Genomic DNA, 26,891 nt, shown 5'->3' with positions numbered 1-26,891 from the left:
ACCGCGCCCTGCGGATCGTGATCGCCGAGGACGACCCCCTGCTGCGCGAAGGGCTCGCCCTGCTGCTGCGCGCGGAGGGCCTGGACGTGGTGGCGACCGCGGACACCGCCGAGTCGGCGCTCGACGCCATCGACGCGCACGAGCCCGACGTCGCCGTCCTGGACGTACGCATGCCGCCCACCCACACCGACGAGGGAGTCCGCGCGGCCGTCGAGGCCAGACGCCGGCGGCCCGCGATGGCCGTCCTGGTGCTGTCCGCGTACGTCGAGCAGTCCTTCGCCACCGATCTGCTGACCGGCGGGGTGGGCGGCCTCGGTTACCTGCTCAAGGAACGGGTCGGGCGGGTCGAGGAGTTCATGGACGCGCTGCACCGGGTCGCGGCCGGGGGCACCGCCATCGACCCGGAGGTCGTCGCCCAGCTGTTCACCCGGACCCGGCAGGACACCCGCCTGGAACGCCTCAGCCCACGCGAGCGGGAAGTGCTCGCCCTGATGGCCGAGGGCCTGGGCAACGGCGCCATCGCCGCGCGGCTCGTGGTCACCGACGGCGCGGTCCACAAGCACATCCGCAGCATCTTCGCCAAGCTCGACCTTTCCCCGGCCGACCGGGTCGACCGGCGGGTGGCGGCCGTCCTGCACTACCTGGAGAACGCGCGCGCCCAGCCCCGCGGCTCGTCATGAGGATTTCTCGTCGGTGGCCTTCTCCTCCTGCCGGCGCTGTTCGCGCCGGCGCTCCTGGAGCCTCCGCAGCAGTTCCCGCTTCTCGGCCAGCGGGTCCGGACCACCGCCGTTCCGGCCGCCGCGGTCGCCGCCGCGCAGTGCGTCGCGGCCGAGCTTTCGGCGGGTGCCGCCGACGCCCAGCATGTTTCCGGCTCCACCTCGGGTCATGAGGTTCACTCTCCTCGGCAATCGAGTCAACGTGACGATACGTGCCGTCTCGTTCGCGTCCGGATTCACTGTCCGGCGAGACGAACCGTCTTGTCAACCTGATAAGTTCGAGCCATGGCCGCCGAGAAATCCATCCCCACCCCGACCGACAAGCCGCACCCCGACGTCAGCCGCCGCAGTCAGCGGTCCCGCCGGGCCATCTACGACGCGGCCCTCGCGCTGGTCTCCGAGGTCGGCTACCCGAGGACCACCATCGAGGGCATCGCCGCCCGTGCCGGCGTCGGCAAGCAGACGATCTACCGCTGGTGGACCTCCAAGGCGGACGTCCTGCTGGAGGCCTTCCTCGACCTCGCCGACCAGGCCGCGCGGGCCGCCGGTGACGAGCACGTCGGCGCCATCCCGGACACCGGTGACCTCGCCGCCGACCTGAAGAGCGTGCTGCGCGCCACCGTCGACGAGCTGCGCGACCCCAAGTTCGAGGCCCCCTCCCGTGCCCTCGCCGCGGAGGGCGTCGTCAACGAGAAGCTCGGCCGGGAGTTCGTCACCAAGCTCCTGGAGCCGTCGCTCCAGCTGTACGTCGACCGGCTGCGCTCCGCCCAGGAGGCCGGCGACCTGCGTCCGGAGATCGACCCGCGGATCGCGCTGGAGCTCTTCGTCTCCCCGCTCGCCCAGCGCTGGCTCCAGTACACGGGGCCGATCTCCCACGAGTACACCGACACGCTCGTCGACTACGCCCTGCACGGGCTCGCCCCGCGCTGACCGGAAACCGACCGGCGAAAACCGGCCGGACAACCCTGACCAGGGAAGTTTGTCCCTTCCCGGCCCCGAAGCGCGGAATGGTGCGACCATAGGGCATGCTGGTGCGCACGACGGCGAGGCGAGGGGATAGATGAGAGCGGAGTTCGGCGGTCGGAGCGGTCTGCAGGGCAAACTCTCCCAGTGGCTGCGCGGACGCCGCCCCAAGGAGGCCGCCGGTGACGGTGGCCGGGAGGATCTGCTGCTCGCCGCCGCCGACGCGGGACTGCCCTTGGCGCCCGCCGCGCACCCGGCCGGATACCGCTGCTCCTGCGAGCGCGTCGGCTGCCCCACCCCCGCCCGGCACCCGGTGTCGTTCGCCTGGCAGACCCAGTCGACGACGGACCGCGCGCAGATCGAGCGCTGGGCCCGCCATCAGCCCGAGGCCAACTTCATCACCGCGACCGGCATGGTGCACGACGTCCTGGACGTGCCCCTGGAGGCCGGTCGCGAGGCGCTCGGGCGGCTGCTCGACGCCGGAGTCGACGTCGGCCCGGTCGCCGAGAGCGACGACGGCCGCATGCTGCTGTTCACCCTCACCCGGGGCACCCCCGAGGACGAGGACGAGTGGTGGCCCTGCGAGCTGGACTGCCATCCCGAGACGATGGACGAGCACCCCGGCCTGCGCTGGCACTGCCGCGGTTCCTACGTGCTCGTACCGCCCGCCCGGCTGCCCGGCGAGGACCGCACGGTGCACTGGGTGCGCGGACCCGAGCACCCGCTGCCGGACCCGCTGACCCTGCTGGAGACCCTCACCGACGCCTGCGCCCGGCACGCCGGCGCGGAGGGCGACCACGCGGGCGCCGCCTGGCCCCTGCGCCGCTGAGCGGGGCCGGCCTACGCCGGGGCGGCTATTCGCCCTTCGCCGACGTCAGGCCCTGGACCCGGCCCAGTACGGACACCGGGCCGTCCGCCGGGTCCAGCGCGATCTGGTTGGAGACGAACTCCATCGTCAGCGACTGCTTGATCTCACCGTCCGTCAGCGCCAGCACGTCCTCGTTCGGCGTCGGCACGGACACGCCCTGTGCCGCCGTCTGCTTCTCGTAGTGGCGCGTGCTGAAGAACACCGCCGCTCCGCCGTCCTTCGTGCGCAGCGCCAGCGGCGCGTAGTCGCCGTTCGCCAACGGCTCGTCGATGTACTGGGTGACCAGGCCGGGGCGCTTCGACCGCTTCTGCCGCAACTCGCGCCAGGCACTGGTGTGGGCGCCGTCCGCGAAGGTCTGCCCGCCGTCCTTCAGGTACGCCGTGTAGTCCTTGCTCAGATCGCCGGGCGGGGCGGCCACGTCGGTGGCGTTCGCGGGTACGGCCTCGGCCCAGCCGTCCGCGTCGGTCTTGAACTCCGGCACCTTGCCAGGGGCGACCAGCGTCAGGTACGCCGCCTGCCAGGTCTCCTCCATGCCGTGCCGGGTGAACACCAGCAGCCAGCGCGTGTCGCCGCCCTTGTTGCCCTTGGCGTCCGCGACGAACCAGCGCGGCCAGCCCGCCTTCTTGGGGATCGTGAACTCGGCGTCCGTCAGCTCCAGCGGCGTGTGCGACGGATTGCCGTCCGGATGATTGGCCCGGCCCGCCTTCAGCCGTGCCGAGTCGATGGCGGCGAGGGCGCCGGTGGTGTGGTCGGCGTCCAGGGAGGTGTCGTACGCCTTGTCGGCCGCGTTGTACGCGGAGGTGAACTGCTCGAGCGCCTTCGCGGCCTCGGCCCGGGTGGCCGACGGGAGCACCTCGTGCTCACCGTGCACCACCACGCAGCCGCTCGCCGTCAACGACAGAGCGGTCGCCGAGGCGGCTATGAGCGCCTGCCTGCCAAACCTGCGGGGCCTACGAGGGCCACGGTCCCAGCTCATCAGGTTCCTTCACCTTCCCCTTCCCGGAGGCGAACCCTACCGGGGCGAAACGGAGCCCGGACGCCGGGACGGGGTACCGCGGCCTCTCCGTGACCTCGCGTCAGGGGTCTCGGTGCGGGAGGACCAGCACGGCCCCCGTGCGCGGGTGCGGCAGCACCTCCACCGGCTGGTCGTAGACGTCGGAGAGCAGTTCCTCGGAGAACACCCGGGCCGGCGGCCCGTCGGCCGCGATACGGCCGGCCCGCAGGACCGCGACCCGGTCCGCGTACGCCGCCGCCAGCGCGAGGTCGTGCAGGACGACGACCACCGCGTCCCCGGCCCGCGCCCGCTCCCGGCACAGCCGCAGCACCAGCTCCTGGTGGCGCAGGTCCAGGGCCGCGGTCGGCTCGTCCAGCAGCAGGAGGGGGGAACGCTGCGCGAGGACCCGGGCGAGCGCCACCCGCGCCCGCTCGCCGCCGCTGAGCGCCGAGAACGGACGCCCGGCGAAGCCGGTCACCTCGGTGCGCGCCATCGCCTCGGCCACGGCCGCGTCGTCCTCTTCCGCCAGGTCGGTGCCCGCCCAGGGCGCGCGGCCCATCCGGACCACCTCCTCCACCGGGAACGGGAACGACAGCGACGCCGACTGGGGCAGCACGGCCCGCCGCAGGGCGAGTTCGGGCGCCGTCCAGTCCGCCACCGGGCGGCCGTGGACCCGTACGCCCCCCTCGGCGGCCGGGACATCGGCGGCCAGGACACCCAACAGGGTCGACTTGCCCGCCCCGTTGGGGCCCACCAGGGCCAGCACCTCGCCCGCGCGGACGGTGACGTCGACGCCGTCCAGGACCGGCCGCCCGCCGAGGTGGACGCGCACACCCTCCGCCTCGGCGAGGACGTCGCCGGGCGCGGCCGGGGGCGGCGGCACCGGACGGGACGGTACGAGGCGCAGCAGCCCCCTGGCGTTCGCGGTCCTCGTGTTCGTGCCTCTCATGCCCAACCCCCTTGCCTGCGCCGGGTGCGGCGCAGCAGCCAGAAGAAGAACGGGCTGCCCAGCAGCGCCGTCAGCACCCCGAGCGGCAGCTCGGCGGGCTCGGCGACCGTGCGGGCCGCCAGGTCGGCGGCGAGCAGGACCAGCGCGCCGAGCAGCGCGCTGCCCGGGATCAGGAACCGGTGCCCCGGCCCGGCGATCATCCGCAACAGGTGCGGGACGACCAGGCCGACGAAGCCGATCACGCCCGCCACGCTCACCGCCGCCGCGGTCAGCAGCGCGATCACCAGGACCAGCACGATCCGCAGCCGCTCCACGTCCACGCCCAGGTGCCGGGCCGGGCGCTCGCCGAGGGCGAGGAGGTCGAGCCGGCGGGCGTACAGCGGGGCGATGCCGAGACCGAGCGCCGCGCACGGCAGCACCGCCAGCACCTTCGGCCAGGTCCCCTGGGCGAGCGAACCCAGCTGCCAGAAGGTGATCTGGTTGACCGCCGCCGTGTCCGCGAAGAACAGGAACAGCCCGATCAGCGCCCCCGCGAAGGCGTTCACCGCGATGCCCGTGAGGATCAGCGTCACGACCTCCGTACGGCCACCCGAGCGGGACATCGCGTACACCACCAGGACGGTGACGAGACCGGAGACGAAGGCGAAGACGGACACCGTCCAGTTGCCGAGGAAGCTCACGCCGAACGCGATGGCGGCGACCGCGCCGACCGCCGCGCCCGAGGAGACGCCGATGACGCCCGGCTCGGCGAGCGGGTTGCCGAACACGCCCTGCATCAGCGCGCCCGCGCAGCCCAGCGAGGCGCCGACCAGCAGCGCCAGCACGATCCTCGGGAACCGCACGTTCCACAGCACGGATTCGGCCACCCGGTCCAGCTCCGTGCCGCCGAGGCCGGTCCGGTGCAGCAGCGAGCCCAGCACGTCGCCGACCGGGATCGGGTAGGCGCCGGTACCGGCCGCGACCGGGACCAGGACGAGCAGACCGGCGGCCAGGGCGGCGGTCAGCAACCAGGGGGTGGTGCGGCGGGCGCGTGACTGGGTGGGGTCGGCGGGCGTCCGGGAGCCGACGGGCTTGTCCAGTACGGTCACCGGGCGCCGTCCTCGCCGTAGAGCTGGGCCACGACCGACTCGAGCACCTGGTCGGTGCGCGGGCCGTAGTTGAGGAGCACGCCGTCCTCGACGGAGACGATGCGGCGGTCCAGGCCGGCCGGGGTCTGGGCGACCCCGGGGATCTTCACCAGCCCGTCGACGCCGCCGACCGATTCCAGGCCCTTGCTCATCACGAGGATCGCGTCGGGCGCCGCCTTCACGAGCGCCTCGCTGGTGATCGCGGTGAAGTCCTTCTCCAGGCCCGAGGCCGCCCCGGCGTCCACCGCCCCGGCCGCCTCGATCAGCGAACCCGCGCCGGAGCCCTTGCCGCCGATGAGGTAGACGGAGGCCGAGCCGCGCAGGTACAGGAAGGCGACCCGGGGCCGCTCCCCGTGCGGGACGTCCTCGCGCACGGCCTCGATCCGCTGCTCCGAACGCCGGGTCAGCTCCTTGCCGGCCGCCGGGACGCCGAGGGCGTCGGCGACCGCCTGGATGCGCGGGCCCACGTCGTCCAGGCCGCCGGCCGCCTCCACGAACAACACCGGGACACCGGCGGCACGGATCTGGTCCACCGCCTCCTCCGGTCCGGTGGTGGTCTCCGCGATCACCAGATCGGGCTTCAGGGACAGCACGCTCTCGGCGGAGACGTCGTGCCCCCGGGTGACCACGGGGAGCTTCGCCGCCTGTTCGAAGGTGGCGGTGACGTCGCGGGCGACGACCCGGTCGCCGAGCCCGAGCGTGAAGACGATCTCGCTGAGGCTGCCGGAGAGGGGGACGATCCGCTCGGCCCGCTCGACCTCCACCTGCGCGCCGTCGGCGGAGCGGACGGTGACGGGCAGCTCGGGCTCGGGTCTCTTCGCCAGTGGTTCGACCCGGTTCGCCACGGGCTCCGCCGTCGCGGCGTCCCCCGGGCCGGCCCCGGCGCCTGACGAGGCGTCGGAGGAGCCTCCGCATCCGGTCGCGGTCAGGGTGAGGGCGAGCACGGACAGCAGTGCTCCCGCCAGTCGGTTCCGCAAGCGTCGCACGGTCGTGTCCGGTCCTTTCCGTCGACCTCGGTGTCAGTCGATCGAAGCTTAGGTTAGCCTTACCTTTGTTCGCTACCGGCCCCCCGATCCGGAGGACTTCACATGCCCGCCCGTCTGCGCGCCCTGGTCACCGTGTTGTGCGCGGCGGTCCTCGCAGCCCTGCTCCCGGCGACCACCGCACACGCCGAGAGCCGGACCGTGCAGGGCGGACGGCTCGACTGGGGCATCAAGTCGTCGTTCCAGAGCTACGTCACCGGGCCTATCGCGAAGGGCAGTTACTCCCTGACCCAGGGAGCGGCCACCGTCGGCGGCAGCACCTTCCGCTTCCACTCGGCGGCCGGCACCTACGACGGCGACACGGGCGCCTTCCGCGCCGCCTTCTCGGGCGGCGTGCGCTTCCTCGGTCACCGCACGAGCACGGGCGCCCACCAGCTCGACCTCACCCTCAGCCGTCCCACCGTGAGCATCTCCGGCTCCACCGGCACGCTCCACGTGGACGTCACCAGCAAGGCGAAGGACACCGGGGCGGTCACGACGTCCCGTCAGGTGCCCTTCGCCTCACTCTCCCTGGGCGGCATCGACATGCGGGGCGGCGGCGCCACCGTGGCGCTGAACAACCTGCCGGCCACCCTCACCGCCGAGGGCGCCCGCTCCTTCGCCGGGTACTACACCGCCGGCACCGCGCTGGACCCGGTGAGCCTGTCCGCCGACGTCCAGGAGGCGGCGCGGCAGCAGGAGAAGCAGCCGTCCGAGTCGCCGGAGCAGAAGCGGACGTCCGGCGCGGCCACGAAGGACGGCGCCATCGAGGACGGCGCCATCGAGGACGGCGCCGTCGACTGGGGCGTGCGCCGCACCTTCCGCGAGTACGTCACCGGCGACATCGCCGACGGCGAGTGGGCCCTCACCGCCGGCGCCCAGGACGGCGGCGCCCTCTTCCGCTTCCCCGGCGGCGAGGGGACGTACGCGGACGGCGACCTCACCGCGTCCTTCGACGGCGCCGTGCGCTTCACCGGCGCCCACGGCCTCGACCTGAGCCTGAGCGGCGTACGGGCCGAGATCCAGGACGGCAAGGGCACCCTCTACGCCGATGTGAAGAGCCCGGACCTGAGCGGCGAGAAGGTGCCCCTGGTCACCTTCACCGCCGAGGAACCGAAGTCCGCCGACGGCCTGGTGACGGTGACCGAGGCGCCCGCGAAGCTCACCGCGCGCGGCGCCGAGGCCTTCGGCGGCATGTACCGGGCGGGCACCGAGATGGACCCCGTCTCCCTGGCCGTCGCCCTCACCGCCGAGGCGAAGCTGCCCGCCCTGCCCGACCTGGGCAGCGCCCCCACGGCGAGCGCGAGCCCGCAGCCGAAGAAGACCACCGAGCCGGAGAACTCCGCCGAACCCGTCGCGAGCGCCGCCGACGACGGCGACTTCCCCGCCCTGCCCGTCTCCCTCACCGCCGGCGCCCTGCTGCTGGTGGCCGCGGCCCTCGTGGCCGTCGCCGTCCGCAGGCGCCGCGCCCGGCCCGCCGCGTCACCCTCGGCCGCGGACCAGGGCTGAACCGGCGACACCGCCCGCCCACCGGCGGCCCACCACCCAAGGAGAACCGAGCATGCCCGTCAGACGACGCCGCTCCACCGCACTCGCCGCTGCCGTGGCCACGGCCGCCGCGCTCGGCGCCACCGCCCTCGCCACGGTCGGCACGACCACCGCCTCGGCCGCCGAGATGCCCCTGAAGGACTACGAACTCACCTGGGGCATCAAGCAGTCGTACCGCACCTACGTCGGCATGTTCGGGGGCTTCACCACGGCGGACGGCGCCTCGCAGGCCACCGGCAACGGCGCCTTCACCTTCGTCGACGGCACCGGCACCTACGACACCACCGGCCACACCGTCGACCTCGCCTTCAAGGGCAGCCTGGTGAGCGCCTCCAGGACGCACGGCTTCGAGGTGACCCTCACCGACGTGCGCTTCGACAGCGAGGCCGGCGAGATCACCGCCGACGTGAAGAAGGTCGACAGCTCCCAGGGGACCCCGAAGACCACGGAGGGCGACGACGTCCCGCTCGCCACGGTCGCCGTGACCCGCGACATGAAGGACATGGCGACCACGCTCACCGCCGAGGCCGGGGACTTCCTCGGCAGCCCGGGTTACGCGGGCGCGGCGGGCGACCCGCTGACGGTGGTCAGGAAGACGCCGCCGACCACGCCGCCCGCCTCCCCGTCGCCCACCGAGGAGCCGGAGAGCCCGGAGCCGACCCCGTCGGCCACGGAGACCACGCCCACCGCACCGCCGAAGACCGAGACCCCCGACCCGGACCCGACGCCGACGAAGTCCACCGGCACCGGCCCGTCGCCGTCCGCCTCCGCCACGGCCACGCAGGCTGCCACCAAGGGCGAGATAGCCGACGGCACCCTCGGCTGGGGCGTGAAGCAGTCCTTCCGCTCCTACGTCACCGGCCCCTTGGCCAAGGGCCGGGTCACCGTCTCCGGCGGGGCCGCCCAGGCGGCCGGCAACGGCGCCTTCACCTTCAAGGGCGCCACCGGCACCTACGACACCGACGCCGACAAGCTCACCGCCGCCTTCCAGGGCGCCGTGAACTTCAAGGGCCACGAGACGAACGGCGCGTACGGCCTCGACCTGACCCTGAGCAACCTGAAGGCCACCCTCGACGACGGCACCGGCACCCTGACCGCCGACGTGAACAGCCTCGGCACGCGGACCGAGGGCGTCGTCCTGGCCGACCTGAAGGCGAAGTCCGCCGACCTGACCGCCCGGAACGACGTCATCACGGTCGACGACGTCGCCGCGACGCTCACCGAGGCGGGCGCGAAGGCCTTCGGCGACTTCTACACCGCCGGCACGGCCCTCGACGCCGTCGACCTGTCGGTGGCGCTGAGCGAGGACGCGCGGCTTCCCGGGGGCGGCGGCACGGGCGGCAGCGGCGGCACGGGCGGGTCCGGCGGCACGGGCAGCACGGGCGGCACCGGCGGCGCGTCCGGTTCGACGACCGGCGGCACCGGCTCCACCATCGGCGGCACCGGCTCGGCCACCGGCGGCGGAAGCCTCGCGTCCACCGGCTCGGACGTCCCGGGCCCGGCCCTGGCGGGCGCGGCCGGCGTCGCGGTCGCGATCGGCGCGGGCGCGGTGTTCGCGACGCGCAAGCGGCGGACGACGCAGGCGTAGCGACCGGCGACCGGCGACAGGTTGCAGGCGGCTGGTGACAGGTGGCAGGTGGCAGGCGGCCGGGGACAGGCGACCCGCGACACGCGACCGGCGGCGGGCGACCCGCGGCAGGCCACCGGCGGGACGGCACCCGCGGGAAAGCGCTACGGGCCGGGGCGGCCCACCCCGATACTGTCCGCATGAGGCGGGCGGCGAGGGAACGGACACCGGGACCACTGGTCCTGGACGTCCGAGGCCGCCCCGGCCCGCCCCCACTGCGCTTCGTACGGGCGGACGCCGGCCCGCCGGCCCTGCACCAGGGCGACCGCCCGCTGTTCCTGGCCCGGTCCGTCGGCGACGGCTGCTGCCGCGAGCTGCACCTGCGCCGCCTGCCCGGCCACCGCTCGCCCCTGCCGCCCCTGCGCGCCGCGTCGATGCGCGAGCCCGACGACTGGCGCCACCGGTACGCCCGTTGGCTCGAAGAAGCCCCGACGGCCCCTTGCACGCCGGGCGTTGGGGGCTGACCGCACGCGCCTCCTTCGCTCCCGGCATCTGGACGGAGGACTTCGTACGGGACTGGCCCGACTGCGTCCTCGAACTGCTCTGCGGCGGCGGCTGGCACGGCGTGCTGCCGCTGCGTCGCCTCTCCGCGCCCGACGCGCCGCGCGTGAAGGCGTACCGCAAGCACGCCCTGGACGGCACCCTCGCCCCCGTGTTGCTGTGGTGGGTGTCCTTCCTCGACGGCTGGCTGATCCTGGACGGGCACGACCGGGCCGTGGCGGCCCTGGCCGAGGGCCGCGAACCGGCCTGCGTGGTGCTGGCCCGCCTGCCGGACGAGGCGGAGTGGCGGCGGACCGCCGATGAGATCACCGAGGCACGCGCGGCCCGCCCCGCCGGCCCGGCCACCGGACCCGGACAGGCCGCACTCGCGCGGGCGTACGCGGACACACTCGCCGCCCTGCCGTACGACGAGGCCCCCACGCCGCTCTGGCCGCCCGACGACGATGCTTGAATGCCCCGGTGACTGACTACGACGTACTGCGCGTCTTCTGCGCGCCGAACGGCGGATACGGCAACGAGCTCGGCGTGGTCCGGGACGGCTCCGTACTGCCGGACCCCGCGGGGCGGCAGGAACTGGCCGCGAAACTCGGCTTCAGCGAGACCGTGTTCGTCGACGACCCCGAGCGCGGCGTCGTCGACATCTACACGCCCACCCTGCGCCTGCCGTTCGCCGGGCACCCCTGCGTCGGCACCGCCTGGCTGCTGGACGTGCCCGAACTCGTCACCCCGGCCGGGGTGGTGGGCGCCCGGCTGGACGGCGAGTTCAGCTGGATCGAGGCCCGCCCCGAGTGGGCCCCGCCGCGCACCCTGCGCCAGTACGCCACCGCCGCCGAGGTGGACGACCTGGCGGTGCCGCCGCCGGGGGAGTGGGTCTACGCCTGGGCGTGGGAGGACGAGCCGGCCGGGCGGGTGCGGGCCCGCGCCTTCCCGGGACGCGGCGACGGCATCGACGAGGACGAGGCGACCGGGGCGGCGGCACTGCTGCTCACCGAGCGGCTGGGCCGGGCCCTGAACATCACCCAGGGGGCCGGCTCGCAGATCCTGACCGCGCCGCAGCCCGAGGGCTGGGTCGAGATCGGCGGCCGGGTGCGCCTGGAACGGTGACGGGCGCCGCTCACGCGCAGAGCGCCGACCCGCCGCTCACGCCAAGAGCGCCGACCCGCCGCTCACGCGCAGAGCCCGGACCCGCCGCTCACGCGGAGAGCGGGAACTCCTCGCCCAGGGCCCGGAAGACCGCCGTGTTCAGGGCGAAGGCCCGCTTGCACTCGGCGACGACCCGCTGCTTCTCCAGGTCGTCCGCGCGGATCCCGTCCAGCAGCTCCCGGTACTCGCGCTTGAACGCGGCCGGGTTGGTAATCTCCTCGAAGACGTAGAACCGGACCCCGTCGCCCTTCCTGGTGAAGCCCCACGTCCGCTCCGCCTTGTCGCGGATGATCTGGCCGCCGGACAGGTCGCCGAGGTAGCGGGTGTAGTGGTGGGCGACGTACCCGGCCGGCCAGTCCTCGGCGCACTCGCGCACCCGGGCCGCGTACTCCTCGGTGGCGGGCAGGGCGGTCAGCCCCGCGCGCCAGTCCGCGCCGCGCAGGTGCGCCAGGTCCCGCTCCAGCGAGGCCAGCCGCATCAGCTCCGGCCGCACGAACGGCCCGGCCACCGGGTCCGACGCCAGCCGGCCGGCCCCGGCCTCCAGGGCCTCGTAGACGAACCACAGCTGCTCGGTGTAGCGCGCGTAGGCGTCGACGCCGAGCCGTCCGCCCAGCAGGTCGCTCATGAAGGTCGAGGTCTCCGCCTCCACGTGCTGCTCGTGGGAGGCGGTGCGGATGAGCGTCGAGAAGGAGTCCATGGGCCGATTTTCTATGGTTAGGCTTACCTAAGTCAATGGCTTGCCGACGGTCTGTCGGTAAAAGCCTACCCGGACGCGGAACGGCCCGCCCTCCGAGGAGAGCGGGCCGTTCCGGTGGCGCGTACGAGGGGCCGGTCAGGGAAGAGTCAGGATCTCGGCCCCGGAATCGGTGACCACCAGCGTGTGCTCGAACTGTGCAGTCCGCTTGCGGTCCTTCGTCACGACCGTCCAGCCGTCGTCCCACATGTCGTACTCGTGCGTCCCGAGCGTCAGCATCGGCTCGATCGTGAAGGTCATACCGGGCTGCATGACGGTGGTGGCGTGCGGGCTGTCGTAGTGCGGGACGATCAGCCCGGAGTGGAACGACGAGTTGATCCCGTGCCCGGTGAAGTCCCGCACCACCCCGTACCCGAACCGCTTCGCGTACGACTCGATGACCCGGCCGATGATGTTGATCTGCCGGCCCGGCTTGACCGCCTTGATCGCGCGCGCCAGCGACTCCCGGGTCCGCTCGACCAGCAGCCGGCTCTCCTCGTCCACGTCGCCGACCAGGTACGTCGCGTTGTTGTCGCCGTGCACGCCGCCGATGTACGCCGTCACGTCCAGGTTCACGATGTCGCCGTCGCGCAGCACCGTCGAGTCCGGGATGCCGTGGCAGATGACCTCGTTGACCGAGCTGCACAGGGACTTGGGGAAACCGCGGTAGCCGAGCGTCGACGGGTAGGCGCCGTGGTCGCACATGTACTCGTGCGCCACCCGGTCCAGCTCGTCCGTGGTCACGCCGGGCGCGATGAGCTTCGCGGCCTCCTCCATCGCCCGTGCCGCGATCCGCCCGGCGACGCGCATCGCCTCGATCGTCTCGGGCGTCTGCACCTCCGGTCCGGTGTACGGCGTCGGCGCGGGCTTGCCGACGTACTCGGGCCGCCGGATGTTTCCGGGCACGGAACGGGTGGGAGAGAGCTCCCCAGGTACGAGCAGCGACTGGCCAGAAGACATGACAGCGAGTCTAACCAGGGGGCATGCGAGACCATGTCCCTGGCGAAAGGAGCCGGTCATGGCCCTGTTCAAGAAGCGCACGGTCGGAAAACCGGGCGAGTGGTACTACTGCCTGGAGCACAAGAAGGTCGAGGAGGGCCCGGAGTGCCCGGCCAAGGACCGCTTCGGCCCGTACGCCTCCCGCACCGAGGCCGAGCAGGCGATGCGGACGGCCCGCGAGCGCAACCTCGAGTGGGAGAACGACCCCAAGTGGCACGACGCCCCGGCCGGACGGGCGGACGAGGACTGACGGTCAGCCCTCCACGGGCACGGTCGCGGACCCGGTCCCGCTCCCGGCGGCGGCTGCGCGCTCCTCGCGCAGCCGCACCGCGTGCTCGTTCGTCCGCACGTCGTACCGCATCATCGTCGGCAGGCACAGCGCCAGCAGCGCCACCGCGCCCGCGCACAGCAGCCCGCCCGACCACACCGACGCCCGCACCCCCGTGAGTGCGGCCATGCCGCCCGCGCGGACCTGGCCGAGCTGCGGGCCCACGGAGTACGACAGCAGCTCGATACCCGCGAGCCGGCCGCGCAGCTCGTCCGGGATGGTCTGGTTCCACATCGCCCCGCGGAAGACGCCGCTGACCATGTCGCAGGCACCGGCGAGGACGAAGCACAGCAGCACCAGCCACACGTTCCCCGCGACCCCCGCGGCGGCGATCGCGAGGCCCCACCCGACCGCCGCCAGCACCACCATCCGCCCGTGCCGGTGCACCCGAGACGTCCAGCCGCTGCTCACGCTCACCAGCAGCGACCCCGCCGGGATCGCCGCGTACATCAGCCCCAGCGACCACTCGGCGTCCAGCTCGTCCGCCAGGAACGGCAGCAGCGCGAGGGGCATCGCCAGGAACATCGCGGCCAGGTCGATCGCGTACGTGCCCAGCAGCTCCTTGCGGTGCCACGCGTACCGGGCGCCCTCCGCGATCGCCGCCCACGAGGGCCTGCGCGCCTCGTGCGAGGCGGGGGAGGCGGCGAGGCCGGCCACCAGGAGGACGGAGACGAGGAAGGTGAGCAGGTCGACCGCGTACGCCCACGCCAGTCCTGCGTACGCCACCACCACCCCGGCCAGCGCCGGGCCGGCGATCCCGCCCACCTGCCAGCGCAGCGCGTTCAGCGAGGCGGCGGCCGGCAGGTGCTCGTGGGCCACGATGCGCGGGATCAGCGAGTCCAGGGCCGGGCGCTGGACGGCCGCGAGCGCCGAGGTGAACGCGGCGATCACGTACAGCGGCCAGACGGCGGGGCTCGGCATCAGCGCGTTGACCAGCAGCGCCGCGGACAACAGGCCCTGACCGACCTCCGTCCGCACGATCAGCTTCCGCTTGTCCCAGGCGTCGGCCAGGGCACCCCCGTACAGCCCGAACACCACCAGCGGCACCAGCTCCACCGCGCCGATCGCGCCCACGGCCGCCGCCGAGCCCGTCAGCTCCTTGATCTGCACCGGCAGCGCGACCAGCGTCAGGAAACTCCCGAAGTTCGTGATCAGACCGGAGAGCCACAGCCGCCGGAAGTCCCGCGAGGCCCGCCAGGGCGAGAGGTCGGGCAGCAGGGCGCGCAGGCCGGTGGGCCCGGCATCGGGCGCGGGGGTGTCGTCGGTCACGAGGGGTCATCGTCGGTTGGTGCACGGGCGTGGGCAACCGGTTTTCCGGGCGCCCGCCTCCGTCACCAGCGCGACGGAGGCGGGGCCGTCAGGTGGTCGGCCAGGCGGGAGAGTCGGTCGCGGAAGCGGCGGGGGCCCCGCGGGGGCGGCACCGCGTTCTCGCCGGCCGCCGCGCTGACCAGGTGCTGCACCGTGTCCAGGTCCAGCTCGGCGCCCTCCGGCACGGACAGGGCCTCGTGCGCCATGGCCGTCAGCTCCCGCTCGCCGCTGCCCAGGGCCAGCACCGTGGCGCCGGCCCGGCGGGCGTCGTGCACCCGTTCCAGGAGCGGGGCCCCGGGGTCGTCGGGCGTCACCACGAGCAGCGTCTCGCCGCGCCGGGCCGCCGCCAGCCGTCCGAGGCCGACCGACAGGTGCGCCGGGTCCGACGGCCGCGCGTCGTGCCGTACGAGGGTGGGTGCCAGCTCCGGAGTCCCCGACCAGGCGGCCTCGTCCACCAGGTGCGCCGCCAGGTGCCAGGGCTCGTACCGGGGGGTGCCCACCACCAGCAGCCCGCCCCCGTGCGGCACCACCGACCCCCTGAGCGCCCCCGCGAACCTCCGGGTGGCCCCCAGCCACTCGGTCCCGGCGAGCACTTCCCGCAGCAGCGCGACCCGTACGGCGTCCATGCGCCCGCATCCTGCCGCAACCCGGCCCGCGCGGCCCGGCGTTCGCCCGGGATTCGCCCGACCCGGGGACGGCGGGGGACCACCGGGACCCGGTTCGGTGACGTCCGGCACCGGGCGGGACCTCGGCCCGTGCGGTGGCCGGGACGGACGTAGGGTCGGCCCATGACCTCTACCGACAGTGCTGCACAGAAGGCCCCCGCCAAGGACCCCTGGGACCTGCCCGACGTATCCGGGCTGGTCGTCGGCGTGCTCGGCGGCACCGGCCCCCAGGGCAAGGGCCTCGCCTACCGCCTCGCCAAGGCCGGCCAGAAGGTGATCGTCGGCTCGCGCGCCGCCGAGCGCGCCGAGGCCGCCGCCGAGGAGATCGGCCACGGCGTCGAGGGCGCCGACAACGCCGAGACCGCCCGTCGCAGCGACGTGGTGATCGTCGCCGTGCCGTGGGACGGCCACGGCAAGATCCTGGAGTCCCTGCGCGGGGAACTGGCCGGCAAGCTCGTCGTGGACTGCGTCAACCCGCTCGGCTTCGACAAGAAGGGCGCCTACGCGCTCAAGCCCGAGGAGGGCAGCGCCGCCGAGCAGGCCGCCGCCCTGCTGCCGGACAGCCGGGTCACCGCCGCCTTCCACCACCTCTCCGCCGTCCTCCTCCAGGACCCGGAGATCGACGAGATCGACACCGACGTGATGGTGCTGGGCGAGGAGCGGGCGGACGTGGAGATCGTCCAGGCCCTCGCGGGCCGCATCGCCGGCATGCGCGGCGTCTTCGCCGGACGGCTGCGCAACGCCCACCAGGTCGAGTCCCTGGTCGCCAACCTGATCTCCGTCAACCGCCGCTACAAGGCACACGCCGGGCTCCGCGTCACCGACGTGTGAGGCGATGGGGGACACTGGTGGGTGCCGGCCGCGCCGGCGCAGTACCCGCACGTGTCCCCCGACAGGAGCCCGCCCCATGCCCCGCCTCGCCCTCTACGCCCTGGCCGTCTGCGTCCTCGCGGTGGCCGCCGCCGTCGTCTCCTTCGTGCAGGGCAGCGTCGTGATCGGCGTCGTGTGGGTGCTGCTGTCCGGCGTGTCGTCCAACATGTGCTGGTACTACGTCAAGCGGGGCCGCGACGCCCGGCGCTCCGCGTCCGTCACGGGCTGACGGTGCACAGCTCGTCCGTCTGCCAGAAGCGGTACAGCTCGAAACCGCAGTAGGTGTCGATCTCGCCGATCCCGAGAGAACGCAGGATCGCGTCGATCGCGTCGAAGAACACGCCGTTGACCGCCGGGATCCACAGCAGCGCGAACACGATCAGCAGCCCGAACGGTGCCAGCGGTTCCACCTGCCGCCGCACGTTGTACGACAGCCAGGGCTCGAGCACCCCGTAGCCGTCCAGGCCCGGCACCGGCAGGAAGTTCAGGATCGCGGCCGTGACCTGGAGCAGCGCCAGGAAGGCCAGCGCCAGCCGGAAGTCGCGCGGTACGCCCTCCAGCGCGTCCAGCCAGAACGGCGCCGTGCAGACGATCGCGAACAGCACGTTCGTCAGGGGACCCGCGGCCGAGATCAGACTGTGCCGCCAACGCCCCCGGATGCGCCCGCGCTCGATGAAGACCGCACCGCCGGGCAGGCCGATCCCGCCCATGATCACGAACAGCACCGGGAGCACGATGCTCAGCAGGGCGTGCGTGTACTTCACCGGGTTCAGCGTGAGGTAGCCCTTCGCACCGACCGAGATGTCACCGCTGTGCAGGGCGGTGCGCGCGTGCGCGTACTCGTGCAGGCACAGCGACACGACCCAGGCGCCCGTCACGAACAGGAAGACGGCCACGCCCGGCTGCTCGGCGAACCCGCTCCAGGTGGCCCAGCCCGTGACCGCGGTGACGGCGACGATCCCGAGGAAGACGGGACTGATCCGCCGGTCGCTCCGGCGGACGGGGGCGGTGGTCATGGGGCTCCCTGGGCTTTTCGGCGTGCGGACCCGGCCGGCGGGACCCGCGGGGACTGCCCGACCGTACCGGGCGCACCGGGGGAACGTCTCGCGGTCGGCGGGAGGTTCCGGGGGAGGCCGGCCCCGCGTCCCGGCCGGCCGGCGGGCCCACGCGCCACACCGGCAAAACCTCGTGACCGGCCCCGACGGCAACGGGGACAATGGGCCCCGTGCGCTATCGCATCCTCGGCACCACGCAGGTACTCCGCTCCGACGGCACGGCCGTCCCGGTCGGCGGGGCGCGGCTGCGCGCGCTGCTGACCGTGCTCGCGCTCAGGGCCGGCCGCACCGTGCCCGCGGGGCTGCTGGTGGAGGAGGTGTGGGCCGGCGACCCGCCCGCCGACGCGCCGGGCGCGTTGCAGGCGCTGGTCGGGCGGCTGCGGCGGGCGCTCGGGGCGGACGCGGTCGCCTCGGCCGACGGCGGCTACCGGCTCACCGCCGGCCCCGAGGACATCGACCTGCACCGCTTCGACCGGCTCGCGGGCGAGGGCACCCGCGCCCTCGCCGACGGCGACCCCGCCAAGGCCGCCGCCGTGCTCGACGACGCCCTCGGCCTGTGGCGGGCCCCCGCCCTCGCCGACCTGCCCGACCGCACCGCCGAGGCGGCCCGCTGGGAGACCCGGCACCTGGACGTCCTGCGGGCCCGCCACACCGCCGCGCTGGAGCTCGGGCAGGCCGAGCACTCCCTGCCCGAGCTCACCGCGCTGTGCGACGGCCACCCGCTGGACGAACCGCTCCAGGCCCTGCGGCTGCGCGCCCTGCGCGACACCGGCCGCACCGCCGAGGCGCTGGCCGCCTACGAGGACGTACGACGGCTGCTCGCGGACCGGCTCGGCGCCGACCCCGGCCCGGAACTGCGGTCACTGCACGGCCGGTTGCTCAACCCCGGCCCGCCCGACGGCTCCACCGGACCCATGCCCTCCGCCGGACGGCCGGGGACGCCCGCCGCACCCACCGGGCCCACGGGGCCCGCCGCGCCCACCGGACCCGTGGGCTCCGCCGCGCCGGACGCCTCCGCCGGCCCCCCGCCGTCCGTCGAGGGCGCCGCCTCCCCGGCGTCCGCCGCCTCCGCCGGTGCCGCCACCACGCCGTTCCCCGGTACCGGCGTCTCCGCCGCCGACCCGTCGGCACAGGCCCACCCCGCGGCCCCCGCCCGCCCCACCACGCCCGCCCCCCAGGCATCCGCCGGCCCCACGGCGCCGCCGGGCCCCGAGGCCCAGGCACCCGCCACCGTGTCGGCGCCCCGCCCCCGCGGCAACCTGCGAGCCCGGCTCACCTCCTTCGTCGGCCGGGACACCGACCTGGCCGCCCTCCGCGCCGACCTGGCCGCCACCCGCCTCGTCACCCTCCTCGGACCCGGCGGAGCCGGCAAGACCCGGCTGTCGCAGGAGGCCGCCGAGGGCGCCGGCGACCCGGCACGGGACGGTGCCTGGCTGGCCGAACTCGCGCCCGTCGACGACCCCGACGCCGTACCGGAGGCCGTGCTGACCGCGCTGGGCGCCCGCGAGACCGTGCTGTACGGCGCCGGCGCCGAGGAGATGCGGGCCGTCGCCGCCACCGACCGGCAGGCCACCGCCGTCGAGCGCCTCGTCGAGCACTGCGGCCGCCGCCGCATGCTGATCGTCCTGGACAACTGCGAGCACGTCGTCGACGCCGCCGCACGCCTCGCCGAGGAACTGCTCGCCCGCTGTCCGAACCTCACCGTCCTCGCCACCAGCCGGGAACCCCTCGGCGTACCGGGGGAGCTGCTGCGCCCGGTGGAGCCGCTGCCCGAACCGGCCGCGCTGCGGCTGCTCGCCGACCGGGGCGCCGCCGCCCGCCCCGGCTTCCGCCCCGACGCCGACGAGGAGACCGCGGACGCCTGCGCCGAGATCTGCCGCCGCCTCGACGGCCTGCCGCTCGCCATCGAACTGGCCGCCGCCCGGCTGCGGATGCTGACCCCGCGCCAGATCGCCGACCGCCTCGACGACCGCTTCCGCCTGCTCACCTCCGGCAGCCGGACCGTCCTGCCCCGCCAGCAGACCCTGCGCGCCGTCGTCGACTGGTCCTGGGACCTGCTCGACGAGGAGGAGCGGGAGGTGCTGCGCCGCCTGTCCGTCTTCGCGGGCGGCTGCGACCTCGCCGCCGCCGAGGCCGTGTGCGGGCCCGCCGCCCTGGACGCGCTCGGTTCCCTCGTCGACAAGTCCCTGGTCGTGGCCGCGCCGTCCGGGAGCGACGGGATGCGCTACCGGCTCCTGGAGACCGTCGCCGAATACGCCGGCGAACGCCTCGACGAGTCCGGCGGCCGACCCGCCGCCGAGCGCGCGCACCTGACGTACTACCGGGAACTCGCCCGCACCACGGACCCGTTGCTGCGCGGCCCGCGACAGCTCGCCGCCATCGAGCGGCTGGAGCGCGAGTACGAGAACCTGCGCACCGCCCTGCGCCACGCCATCGCCGAGCGCGACGAGCAGGAGGCGCTCAGCCTGTCCCTGTCGCTGGTCTGGTACTGGCAGATGCGCGACCTGCGGGTGGAGGCGCGGAACTGGTTCAGCGAGGTTATGACCCTCGGCCCGGACCCGTTCGCCGAGCCGGTCCGCCGCGCCGAGCCGGTGTGGGAGCGGTGCACGGCGGCCCCGCCCCCGATGACCGGCGAAGTGCTCGCCGAGGCCCGCCGCGGCGTCCACCTGGCCCATCTCGCCTGCATGGACACCGAGCTGGACGCCTGGCAGAGCCCGGCGGCCAAGCGGAAGCTGCGCGCCATCGCCGACACGTACGAACCGGGCATGCCCCAGACCTGCTTCCCTCCCGGCCTGCTCTGGTTCTTCGCCGTGATGCTCTCCGGCGACATGGAGCGGCTGCGCCAGATCATGGACGGCGCCGTGCGCACCTGCCGCGAGACGCCGGGATACGACTGGGCGCTGGCCGGCAGCCTCCAGATGCGCGCCAACTTCCTCGCCAACCGCACCGAGTGGGCGGGCGACGCCGCCAGTGACGCCGACGAGGCGCTGGAGATCTACCGCCGCCTCGGCGACGCCTGGGGCACCGCCGAGGCCCTCGCCGCCCGCGCCGAGGCCCGGGAGCGCAAGGGCGACTTCCGGCTCGCCGCCGTCGACTACCGGGCCGCCGCGCGGCACGCCGAGCGGCTCGGCGCGCACGCCCAGGTGGACGTCCTGGAGGCCCGCCTGGGCAGTGTGCTGCTGGAGGCGGGCGAGGGCGAGGAGGGCGAGCGCATCCTGTGCGCCGTGATCGACCGCACCGACCGGGCCGGGCACAGCGGCGCCATGCCGGCCGCCCGGCTCTTCCTCGCCGGCTGGCTCGGCATGACGGACCGGACCGCCGAGGCACGGGTGCAGCTGCGGTTGCTGCGCGAGGACTTCGCCATCTCGCACTTCATCGTCTTCGACGCCTTCATCCTCGCCGCCGAGGCGTGGATCGCCACGTTGGAGGACCGGCACGAGGAGTGCCTGGACAAGGTCCGCAAGTCGTTGGAGATGGCGGAGGACCCGCTGTCCGCGGCCGTCGCCCCGCACATGCGCTCCGGTTACCTGACCATCGCCGCGATGGCGCTGGCCCGCGTGGACGGCGGGCGCCGGGCCGCCGACGCCGCACGCTGCATCGGCGCCGCCGACGCGATGCTGCCGCCGGAGCACGTCGCGATGGGCCTGGAGCGGGACGCACGCGCCCGCGCCACCGGGCGGGTCCGCGAGGTGCTCGGCGCCGAGGAGTACGAGGCCGCGTACGCGGAGGGCGCCGCCCTCTCCCCGCGGGAGGCCGTCGCCGTCGTCTGACCCGGACCCCGCGTCCGGGCGTCCGTCCGGCCGGGTCAGGTCTTCGTACGGAACTTGTGGATCGCGACCGGCGCCATCACCGCCGTGATCGCCACCGACCAGCCCAGCGTGATCCACAGGTCGTGCGCGACCGGGCCGCCCACCATCAGTCCGCGCGCCGCGTCGGCGAGCGTGGACAGCGGGTTGTAGTCGGTGAAGGCCTGCAGCCAGCCCGGCATCGACTGCGTCGGCGCGAAGATCGAGGAGCCGAACTGGAGCGGGAACAGCACCAGGAAGCCCATCGCCTGCACCGACTGGGCGTTCTTGAGGATCACGCCCAGGGTGATGAACACCCACATGATCGACGAGGCGAACACCGCCGACACTCCCACGGCGGCGAACAGACCGCCCCAGCGCTCGATGTCGAAACCGACCAGGACGGCGACGACCATAAGCACCGCCGTCGCGAACAGCATCCGCAGCATCTCCACCGCGATCTTCGCGAAGAGCACCGAGCCGCGCCCGATCGGCAGCGACCGGAAGCGGTCCATGACACCGGAGTTGAAGTCCTGGCTGAAGCCGGTGCCGACGCCCTGGGACAGCGTCATGCTCATCATCGCGATCATGCCGGGGATCACGTACTGCACGTAACCCTCCTGGCCGCCGCCCAGGGCCTGGCCGATCGACCCGCCGAAGACGTACACGAACAGCAGGGTGAAGACGACCGGCATCAGCACGGCGTCGAACATCGACTCCGGGTCCTGGCGGATCCACAGCAGGTTGCGGCGGACCAGGGCGCCGGTGTGCCGCACGTGCCCGCGCAGCGAGATCCGGGCGTCGGCGGTGGGAGCGGACGCGGGAGCGGGGGTCAGGGCGGTGGCGCTCATACGGCGACCTCCTCGCGGGTGTCGGCGGGCGCGGGGTCCTGCGGGGCACTGGCGCGGTGGCCGGTGAGGGACAGGAAGACCTCGTCCAGGCTGGGCAGTTCGGTGGTGACGGAGGAGACGGTGATGCCGCGCGCGGTGACCGCGCCGACCACCGCGGTCAGCTGCTCGTCGCTGAGGATCGGCACCAGCACGGCACCGCGCTCCGTGTCCACGGTGGAGCTGGCGAGCCCGGTGATGCCCAGCTCGTCCAGGTAGGAGGCGAGCGGGCGCAGCTGGAGCGGGTCGGCCGGGCGGACGCGCAGGGTGCGGCCGCCGACCTTGGCCTTCAGCTCCTCGATACCGCCGTTCGCGATGACCTTGCCGCGGTCCACGACGGTCAGCTCGGAGGCGAGCTGCTCGGCCTCCTCCATGTACTGGGTGGTGAGCAGCACGGTGACGCCGTCGCCGACCATGCGCTTGACCTCGTCCCACACCTCGTTGCGGGTGCGCGGGTCCAGGCCGGTCGTGGGTTCGTCCAGGTACAGCACCGCCGGGTGCCCGATCATGGAGGCGGCGAGGTCGAGGCGGCGCCGCATGCCGCCCGAGTAGGTGCTCGCGGGCCGCTTGGCGGCCTCGGTGAGCGAGAACCGCTCCAGCAGTTCGTCGGCCCGCCTGCGGGCGTCCTTGCGGGAAAGGTCGAGCAGGCGCCCGATCATGTAGAGGTTCTCCCAGCCCGGGAGCTTCTCGTCCACGGACGCGTACTGTCCGGTGAGACCTATCACGCGCCGCAGCTGCCGCGGCTGCCGTACGACGTCGTAGCCGGCGACGTGCGCCCGGCCGGCGTCGGGCGTGATGAGAGTGGACAGAATGCGGACGAGGGTGGTCTTGCCGGCCCCGTTCGGTCCGAGCACACCCATCACGGTGCCCTCGCGCACATCGAGGTCGACGCCGTCCAGTGCCTTGGTCTCGCCGTAGTGCTTGACCAGCCCCCGCACGGTGACCGCGCTGCCCGCGGTCCGGGGGTTGTCGTCGATTCGCTTCATGCCGACGACGTTGTCAGCCTCCGCCGACAAACCACCGACATCCCGCCGACAGGAGGGCGACGGCCCCGACATCCCACCGACACCACCGTGACGTGCACCGGCCCCGCCGACGGGGGAAGATCGGCGGGGCCGGTGTGTGGTGCCGCGATGGCTCAGTGGACGGAGTGCTCCTCCTGCGGGAACGTTCCGCCGACGACGTCCTCGGCGAAGGACTTCGCCGCGTCGCCGATGACCTGGCGCAGGTCGGCGTACTTCTTCACGAACTTCGGCACCCGGCCGCCGGTCAGCCCGAGCATGTCGGTCCACACCAGCACCTGGGCGTCGGTGTCGGGTCCGGCGCCGATGCCGACCGTCGGGATGTGCAGCGACCGCGTCACCTCGGCGGCCAGCTCGGCCGGCACCAGCTCGAGGACGACCGCGAAGGCGCCCGCGTCCTGCACGGCCTTGGCGTCGCGCAGCAGCTGCTGGGCCGCCTCCTCGCCCCGGCCCTGCACCCGGTAGCCCATGGCGTTGACGGACTGCGGGGTGAGGCCGATGTGCGCCATCACCGGGATGCCGGACTCGACCAGCAGCTCGATCTGCCGGTGCGAGCGCTCGCCGCCCTCCAGCTTGACCGCCCCGACCCCGGCCTCCTTCACCAGCCGGGTCGCCGAGCGCAGCGCCTGCACCGGGCCCTCCTGGTAGGAACCGAAGGGCAGGTCGCCGACGATCAGGGCGCGCGAGGTGCCGCGGACGACGGCCGCGGACAGCATGGTCATCTCGTCGAGGGTGACCGGCACGGTGGTGTCGTAGCCGAGGTGGCAGTTGCCCGCGGAGTCGCCGACGAGCATGACCGGGATGCCGGCCTCGTCGAAGACGGACGCGGTCATCGCGTCGTAGGCGGTGAGCATGGGCCACTTCTCGCCGCGCTCCTTGGCGGCGGCGATGTCCCGGACGGTGATACGACGGTTGCTCTTGCCCCCGTACAGCGCCTTGCTCCCGTCGGCGGGGCGGCTCTGTGGCGTCTGGGCAGCCGAAAGCTGCGTCATGGCAACGGCTCCTTCATGTCATCTCGAGGCGCCCTCACGGCGTCCCCGGATCCCTTCCATGGTGGCACTTACCGCGCCCCGGCGGCTAGGGGACCCTCCTCCCGGCCCGCGATCCGGTGTGCCGAGTGGGGCGAATGTGCTCGTTCTGTCACAGAGCGGCCCAGGAGGGCGGCGTTCGGAACTCCGGACGCAGACTCGTACGTCCTCGTGCCCGTACGGCCGTCGAGGGACGGCAGGAACGGAACCGATCATCCCCTAGGGTGCTGAGTCACGGGGGGCGACGGTGTGCACGGCAGGCAGTGAGGCGACGGTATGGCGCAGCAGGCGTACATCACGGAGACGGACGACGACGACTCGGGGCCCGAGCGCCGGACCACCCGGATCCGGCGCCTGTACGACCGGGCCGTCACCGGTTGGCGAGGCGACCGAAGGATCTGGCGCCGGGGTCTGATCACCGCGGCGGTGGCGGTCGTCCTGGCGATCGTCATGGCGGCCCATTCCCACATCCCGAACGCCATCGGCAACCTCGGCAGCCTCACGGAGACCTTCCTGCCGTGGTTCGGCCTGCTGATCCCCGTCCTGCTCGTGATCGCCCTCGCCCGCAAGTCGGCGACGGCGCTGATCGCGCTGGTATTGCCGGTGAGCGTGTGGCTCAATCTCTTCGGCGGTCTCCTCTTCGACAAGACCGGCTCGGGCGGCGACCTCACGGTGGCCACGCACAACGTCAACGCCGACAACGCCGATCCGGCCGGCACCGCCCGTGCCGTGGCCGCCGCCGGAGCGGACGTGATGGCCCTGGAGGAGCTGAAGGCGACCGCGGTGCCGACGTACGAGAAGGCGCTGGCGGCGAAGTACCCGCACCACGCGGTCGTCGGCACGGTCGGGCTGTGGAGCAAGTACCCGCTGAGCGACGTGAAGGCCGTCGACATCGAGCTGGGCTGGAAGCGCGCCATGCGCGCCACCGTCGCCACGCCCTCCGGGCCGGTCGCGGTGTACGTCGCCCACCTGCCCTCCGTACGGGTGAAGCTGGAGGCCGGCTTCACCGCCCGGCAGCGGGACAAGAGCGCCAACGCCCTCGGCGAGGCCATCGCCGACGAGAAGCTGGACCGCAAGATCCTGCTCGGCGACCTCAACGGCACCATGAACGACCGCGCCCTCACCGCCATCACCTCCCAGATGCGCTCCCCGCAGGGCGCCGTCGGCGACGGCTTCGGCTTCAGCTGGCCGGCGGCCTTCCCGATGGCCCGCATCGACCAGATCCTGGTCTCGGGGGTCGAGCCGACGACCAGCTGGACGCTCCCGGCCACCGGCAGCGACCACCTCCCGATCGCCGCGCGTGTGAGGGTCGACACAGGGGCGCAGTGAAAGTCCCTGCTCAGCCCCATATGGGCGGCTGCCGGAAACCCGCGCGTCACCTGACGGAATACTCGTCCTGAGAGACTTTGTTCCGTACGGGAACATAGCGAAGCGTCCCGTACGCACTCCTCCGCTCTCGAAAGGCGAGACCTTCATGCCCCTGGCCCTGCTCGCCCTTGCCGTGGGCGCCTTCGGCATCGGTACCACCGAGTTCGTGATGATGGGCCTGCTGCCCGACGTCGCGGACGACCTGAACATCTCGATCCCCAGCGCCGGCCACCTGGTCTCGGCGTACGCGCTCGGCGTCGTCATCGGCGCCCCGCTGCTCGCGGCGGCGACCGCGCGGATGTCCCGCCGCACGGTCCTGATCGCGCTGATGGCCCTCTTCGTGGCCGGCAACGCGCTGTCCGCGTTCGCCCCCGGAGAGGTCTCCCTCCTCGCCGCCCGCTTCGTCAGCGGCCTGCCGCACGGCGCCTTCTTCGGCGTCGGCGCGGTGGTCGCCACCGGCATGGTCGCGCCGGAACGCAAGGCCCGCTCCGTCTCCCTGATGTTCCTGGGCCTCACCGTCGCCAACATCGTCGGCGTCCCCGCCGCCACCGCCATGGGCCAGCAGCTCGGCTGGCGGGCGACCTTCATCGGCGTGAGCGCGATCGGCGTCGTGGCGATAGCGGCGCTGGTCGCGCTGATCCCGCGCGAGAAGGCCCCCGCCCCCACCACGGGCCTGCGCGGCGAACTGGCCGCCCTGCGCTCCGTCCCCGTCTGGCTCGCCCTCGGTACGACGGTCGCGGGCTTCGGCGCGCTCTTCGCGGCGTACAGCTACATCACGCCGATGCTCACGGACGCCGCCGGCTTCGCCGAGGCCAGCGTGACGCTGCTGCTGGCCCTGTTCGGCGTCGGCGCCACCGCGGGCAACCTGCTGGGCGGCCGCCTGGCCGACCACTCCCTGCGCGGCACCCTCTTCGGCGGCCTGGTCTCCCTGGTCCTGGTCCTGGCGCTCTTCCCGCTCCTGATGCGCACGGAGGTCACGGCGGCCGTCGCGGTGGCCCTGCTCGGCATGGCCGCCTTCATCACCGGCTCCCCGCTCCAGCTCATGGTCATGGAGAAGGCCGCGGCGGCCCCCTCCCTCGCCTCCTCGGCCAACCAGGCCGCCTTCAACCTCGCCAACGCCGGCGGCGCCTGGATCGGCGGCCTCGCCCTGGCCGCGGGCTTCGGCGTCACCTCCCCGGCCACGGCGGGTGCGGGGCTCGCGGTGCTCGGGCTGGCGGTCGCGGGCGCGGCGTGGGCGGTGGACCGCCGCCGGGGCGCCGACGCCGCGGTGTCCGGTCGGGAGCGTGTCGTCGCGGGGCACGTGCCGGCGGAGGCGGAGGCGGAGGCGGTACGGCGGTGACGGCGGGGGCGCCGAAGCCGGCGCCCCTGTTCCCCGTCCCGTCCCG

Annotated in this window: 27 protein-coding genes; 14 read left to right on the top strand and 13 right to left on the bottom strand. The window is 73.9% G+C overall.

All coding sequences use genetic code 11. The features are described from left to right. Positions 1–8 precede the first annotated feature (8 nt). Positions 9–680, top strand: coding sequence for a response regulator transcription factor (locus ACLIN4_RS10500; protein WP_289904048.1), 672 nt, complete (start codon positions 9–11; stop codon positions 678–680). Here ACLIN4_RS10500 and ACLIN4_RS10495 read toward each other — a convergent pair. Then, positions 675–887: a DUF6243 family protein gene (locus ACLIN4_RS10495; RefSeq protein ID WP_179342615.1), complete on the bottom strand. Its 213-nt coding sequence runs from the start codon at positions 885–887 to the stop codon at positions 675–677. The genes ACLIN4_RS10500 and ACLIN4_RS10495 overlap by 6 nt on opposite strands. A gap of 114 nt (positions 888–1,001) precedes the next feature. Here ACLIN4_RS10495 and ACLIN4_RS10490 point away from each other — a divergent pair, with 114 nt between their 5' ends. Both ACLIN4_RS10490 and ACLIN4_RS10485 read left to right on the top strand, forming a co-directional pair. Continuing rightward, a complete protein-coding gene (locus tag ACLIN4_RS10490) occupies positions 1,002–1,646 on the top strand; it encodes a TetR/AcrR family transcriptional regulator (RefSeq protein WP_289903583.1) in 645 nt (214 codons plus the stop codon). 130 nt (positions 1,647–1,776) lie between these two features. Then, complete coding sequence (locus ACLIN4_RS10485) at positions 1,777–2,508, top strand: bifunctional DNA primase/polymerase (RefSeq protein WP_100048321.1); 732 nt, start codon at positions 1,777–1,779, stop codon at positions 2,506–2,508. Between the two features lie 25 nt (positions 2,509–2,533). Here ACLIN4_RS10485 and ACLIN4_RS10480 read toward each other — a convergent pair whose 3' ends face one another. The 4 genes from ACLIN4_RS10480 to ACLIN4_RS10465 all read right to left on the bottom strand — a co-directional run bounded on the left by ACLIN4_RS10480 (position 2,534) and on the right by ACLIN4_RS10465 (position 6,603). Next, on the bottom strand, positions 2,534–3,523 hold the full coding sequence (locus ACLIN4_RS10480) for a hypothetical protein (protein WP_411575706.1): 990 nt from the start codon (positions 3,521–3,523) through the stop codon (positions 2,534–2,536). A 100-nt stretch (positions 3,524–3,623) separates the two neighbouring features. Next, a complete protein-coding gene (locus ACLIN4_RS10475) occupies positions 3,624–4,490 on the bottom strand; it encodes a heme ABC transporter ATP-binding protein (RefSeq protein WP_411575705.1) in 867 nt (288 codons plus the stop codon). Beyond that, on the bottom strand, positions 4,487–5,578 hold the full coding sequence (locus ACLIN4_RS10470) for a FecCD family ABC transporter permease (protein WP_290014942.1): 1,092 nt from the start codon (positions 5,576–5,578) through the stop codon (positions 4,487–4,489). The genes ACLIN4_RS10475 and ACLIN4_RS10470 overlap by 4 nt, the downstream gene beginning before the upstream one ends. Further along, positions 5,575–6,603 carry a heme/hemin ABC transporter substrate-binding protein gene (locus ACLIN4_RS10465; protein WP_411575704.1) on the bottom strand — a complete coding sequence of 343 codons (1,029 nt, stop codon included), beginning with the start codon at positions 6,601–6,603 and terminating at the stop codon, positions 5,575–5,577. Before ACLIN4_RS10465 ends, ACLIN4_RS10470 begins: the two co-directional genes overlap by 4 nt. A 102-nt stretch (positions 6,604–6,705) precedes the next feature. Here ACLIN4_RS10465 and ACLIN4_RS10460 point away from each other — a divergent pair, with 102 nt between their 5' ends. The 5 genes from ACLIN4_RS10460 to ACLIN4_RS10440 all read left to right on the top strand — a co-directional run bounded on the left by ACLIN4_RS10460 (position 6,706) and on the right by ACLIN4_RS10440 (position 11,419). After that, on the top strand, positions 6,706–8,148 hold the full coding sequence (locus tag ACLIN4_RS10460; protein ID WP_307652907.1) for an HtaA domain-containing protein: 1,443 nt from the start codon (positions 6,706–6,708) through the stop codon (positions 8,146–8,148). 52 nt (positions 8,149–8,200) lie between these two features. Further along, positions 8,201–9,775: an HtaA domain-containing protein gene (locus tag ACLIN4_RS10455; protein WP_290014939.1), complete on the top strand. Its 1,575-nt coding sequence runs from the start codon at positions 8,201–8,203 to the stop codon at positions 9,773–9,775. Between the two features lie 179 nt (positions 9,776–9,954). Continuing rightward, entirely contained in the window at positions 9,955–10,278 is a 324-nt protein-coding gene (locus tag ACLIN4_RS10450; protein ID WP_307652908.1) for a hypothetical protein, read from the top strand. Next, positions 10,254–10,766, top strand: a complete 513-nt coding sequence (locus ACLIN4_RS10445; RefSeq protein ID WP_307652909.1) for a hypothetical protein — start codon at positions 10,254–10,256, stop codon at positions 10,764–10,766. The genes ACLIN4_RS10450 and ACLIN4_RS10445 overlap by 25 nt, the downstream gene beginning before the upstream one ends. Positions 10,767–10,774: 8 nt before the next feature. Further along, positions 10,775–11,419: a PhzF family phenazine biosynthesis protein gene (locus ACLIN4_RS10440; RefSeq protein ID WP_289903601.1), complete on the top strand. Its 645-nt coding sequence runs from the start codon at positions 10,775–10,777 to the stop codon at positions 11,417–11,419. Between the two features lie 88 nt (positions 11,420–11,507). Here the strand turns inward: ACLIN4_RS10440 and ACLIN4_RS10435 are convergent, their stop codons facing one another. After that, the gene (locus tag ACLIN4_RS10435; RefSeq protein WP_307652910.1) at positions 11,508–12,155 is read right to left on the bottom strand and encodes a heme oxygenase (biliverdin-producing); all 648 of its coding nucleotides are present in this window, start codon (positions 12,153–12,155) and stop codon (positions 11,508–11,510) included. Between the two features lie 135 nt (positions 12,156–12,290). Continuing rightward, entirely contained in the window at positions 12,291–13,151 is an 861-nt protein-coding gene (map, locus tag ACLIN4_RS10430; protein ID WP_100048327.1) for a type I methionyl aminopeptidase, read from the bottom strand. A 58-nt stretch (positions 13,152–13,209) separates the two neighbouring features. On the opposite strand from map, the gene ACLIN4_RS10425 reads away from it, so the two are divergent. Next, positions 13,210–13,440: a hypothetical protein gene (locus tag ACLIN4_RS10425; protein WP_100048328.1), complete on the top strand. Its 231-nt coding sequence runs from the start codon at positions 13,210–13,212 to the stop codon at positions 13,438–13,440. A gap of 3 nt (positions 13,441–13,443) precedes the next feature. Here ACLIN4_RS10425 and ACLIN4_RS10420 read toward each other — a convergent pair whose 3' ends face one another. Then, on the bottom strand, positions 13,444–14,787 hold the full coding sequence (locus tag ACLIN4_RS10420; protein ID WP_107480112.1) for an MFS transporter: 1,344 nt from the start codon (positions 14,785–14,787) through the stop codon (positions 13,444–13,446). A 62-nt stretch (positions 14,788–14,849) separates the two neighbouring features. Beyond that, positions 14,850–15,452 carry a hypothetical protein gene (locus ACLIN4_RS10415; RefSeq protein ID WP_307652911.1) on the bottom strand — a complete coding sequence of 201 codons (603 nt, stop codon included), beginning with the start codon at positions 15,450–15,452 and terminating at the stop codon, positions 14,850–14,852. Positions 15,453–15,614: 162 nt separating this feature from the next. Between ACLIN4_RS10415 and npdG the strand changes: the two genes are divergently transcribed. Both npdG and ACLIN4_RS10405 read left to right on the top strand, forming a co-directional pair. Next, complete coding sequence (npdG, locus tag ACLIN4_RS10410) at positions 15,615–16,322, top strand: NADPH-dependent F420 reductase (protein ID WP_307652912.1); 708 nt, start codon at positions 15,615–15,617, stop codon at positions 16,320–16,322. A gap of 76 nt (positions 16,323–16,398) precedes the next feature. Then, positions 16,399–16,590, top strand: coding sequence for a hypothetical protein (locus ACLIN4_RS10405; RefSeq protein WP_100048332.1), 192 nt, complete (start codon positions 16,399–16,401; stop codon positions 16,588–16,590). Here the strand turns inward: ACLIN4_RS10405 and ACLIN4_RS10400 are convergent. Beyond that, positions 16,580–17,377 carry a site-2 protease family protein gene (locus ACLIN4_RS10400; protein ID WP_307652913.1) on the bottom strand — a complete coding sequence of 266 codons (798 nt, stop codon included), beginning with the start codon at positions 17,375–17,377 and terminating at the stop codon, positions 16,580–16,582. The genes ACLIN4_RS10405 and ACLIN4_RS10400 overlap by 11 nt on opposite strands. A gap of 200 nt (positions 17,378–17,577) precedes the next feature. On the opposite strand from ACLIN4_RS10400, the gene ACLIN4_RS10395 reads away from it, so the two are divergent. Beyond that, positions 17,578–21,186 (top strand): AfsR/SARP family transcriptional regulator, encoded by a 3,609-nt coding sequence (locus ACLIN4_RS10395; RefSeq protein ID WP_411575703.1) that lies wholly within the window; start codon positions 17,578–17,580, stop codon positions 21,184–21,186. Positions 21,187–21,221: 35 nt separating this feature from the next. Here ACLIN4_RS10395 and ACLIN4_RS10390 read toward each other — a convergent pair whose 3' ends face one another. The 3 genes from ACLIN4_RS10390 to panB form a co-directional block, all read right to left on the bottom strand. Then, positions 21,222–22,052, bottom strand: coding sequence for an ABC transporter permease (locus ACLIN4_RS10390; protein WP_307652915.1), 831 nt, complete (start codon positions 22,050–22,052; stop codon positions 21,222–21,224). Continuing rightward, the gene (locus ACLIN4_RS10385) at positions 22,049–23,074 is read right to left on the bottom strand and encodes an ATP-binding cassette domain-containing protein (RefSeq protein ID WP_107480161.1); all 1,026 of its coding nucleotides are present in this window, start codon (positions 23,072–23,074) and stop codon (positions 22,049–22,051) included. Before ACLIN4_RS10385 ends, ACLIN4_RS10390 begins: the two co-directional genes overlap by 4 nt. A gap of 152 nt (positions 23,075–23,226) precedes the next feature. Continuing rightward, positions 23,227–24,102: a 3-methyl-2-oxobutanoate hydroxymethyltransferase gene (gene panB / locus ACLIN4_RS10380; protein WP_107480158.1), complete on the bottom strand. Its 876-nt coding sequence runs from the start codon at positions 24,100–24,102 to the stop codon at positions 23,227–23,229. Between the two features lie 312 nt (positions 24,103–24,414). Here panB and ACLIN4_RS10375 point away from each other — a divergent pair, with 312 nt between their 5' ends. Next, entirely contained in the window at positions 24,415–25,467 is a 1,053-nt protein-coding gene (locus ACLIN4_RS10375; RefSeq protein WP_107480159.1) for an endonuclease/exonuclease/phosphatase family protein, read from the top strand. A gap of 145 nt (positions 25,468–25,612) precedes the next feature. Further along, the gene (locus ACLIN4_RS10370) at positions 25,613–26,845 is read left to right on the top strand and encodes an MFS transporter (RefSeq protein ID WP_381913397.1); all 1,233 of its coding nucleotides are present in this window, start codon (positions 25,613–25,615) and stop codon (positions 26,843–26,845) included. Positions 26,846–26,891: the final 46 nt, after the last annotated feature.

The organism is Streptomyces mutabilis (assembly GCF_046628145.1).
In the GTDB taxonomy this organism is placed as follows: domain Bacteria; phylum Actinomycetota; class Actinomycetes; order Streptomycetales; family Streptomycetaceae; genus Streptomyces; species Streptomyces mutabilis.
This window is presented reverse-complemented; position numbering and strand designations above follow the sequence as displayed.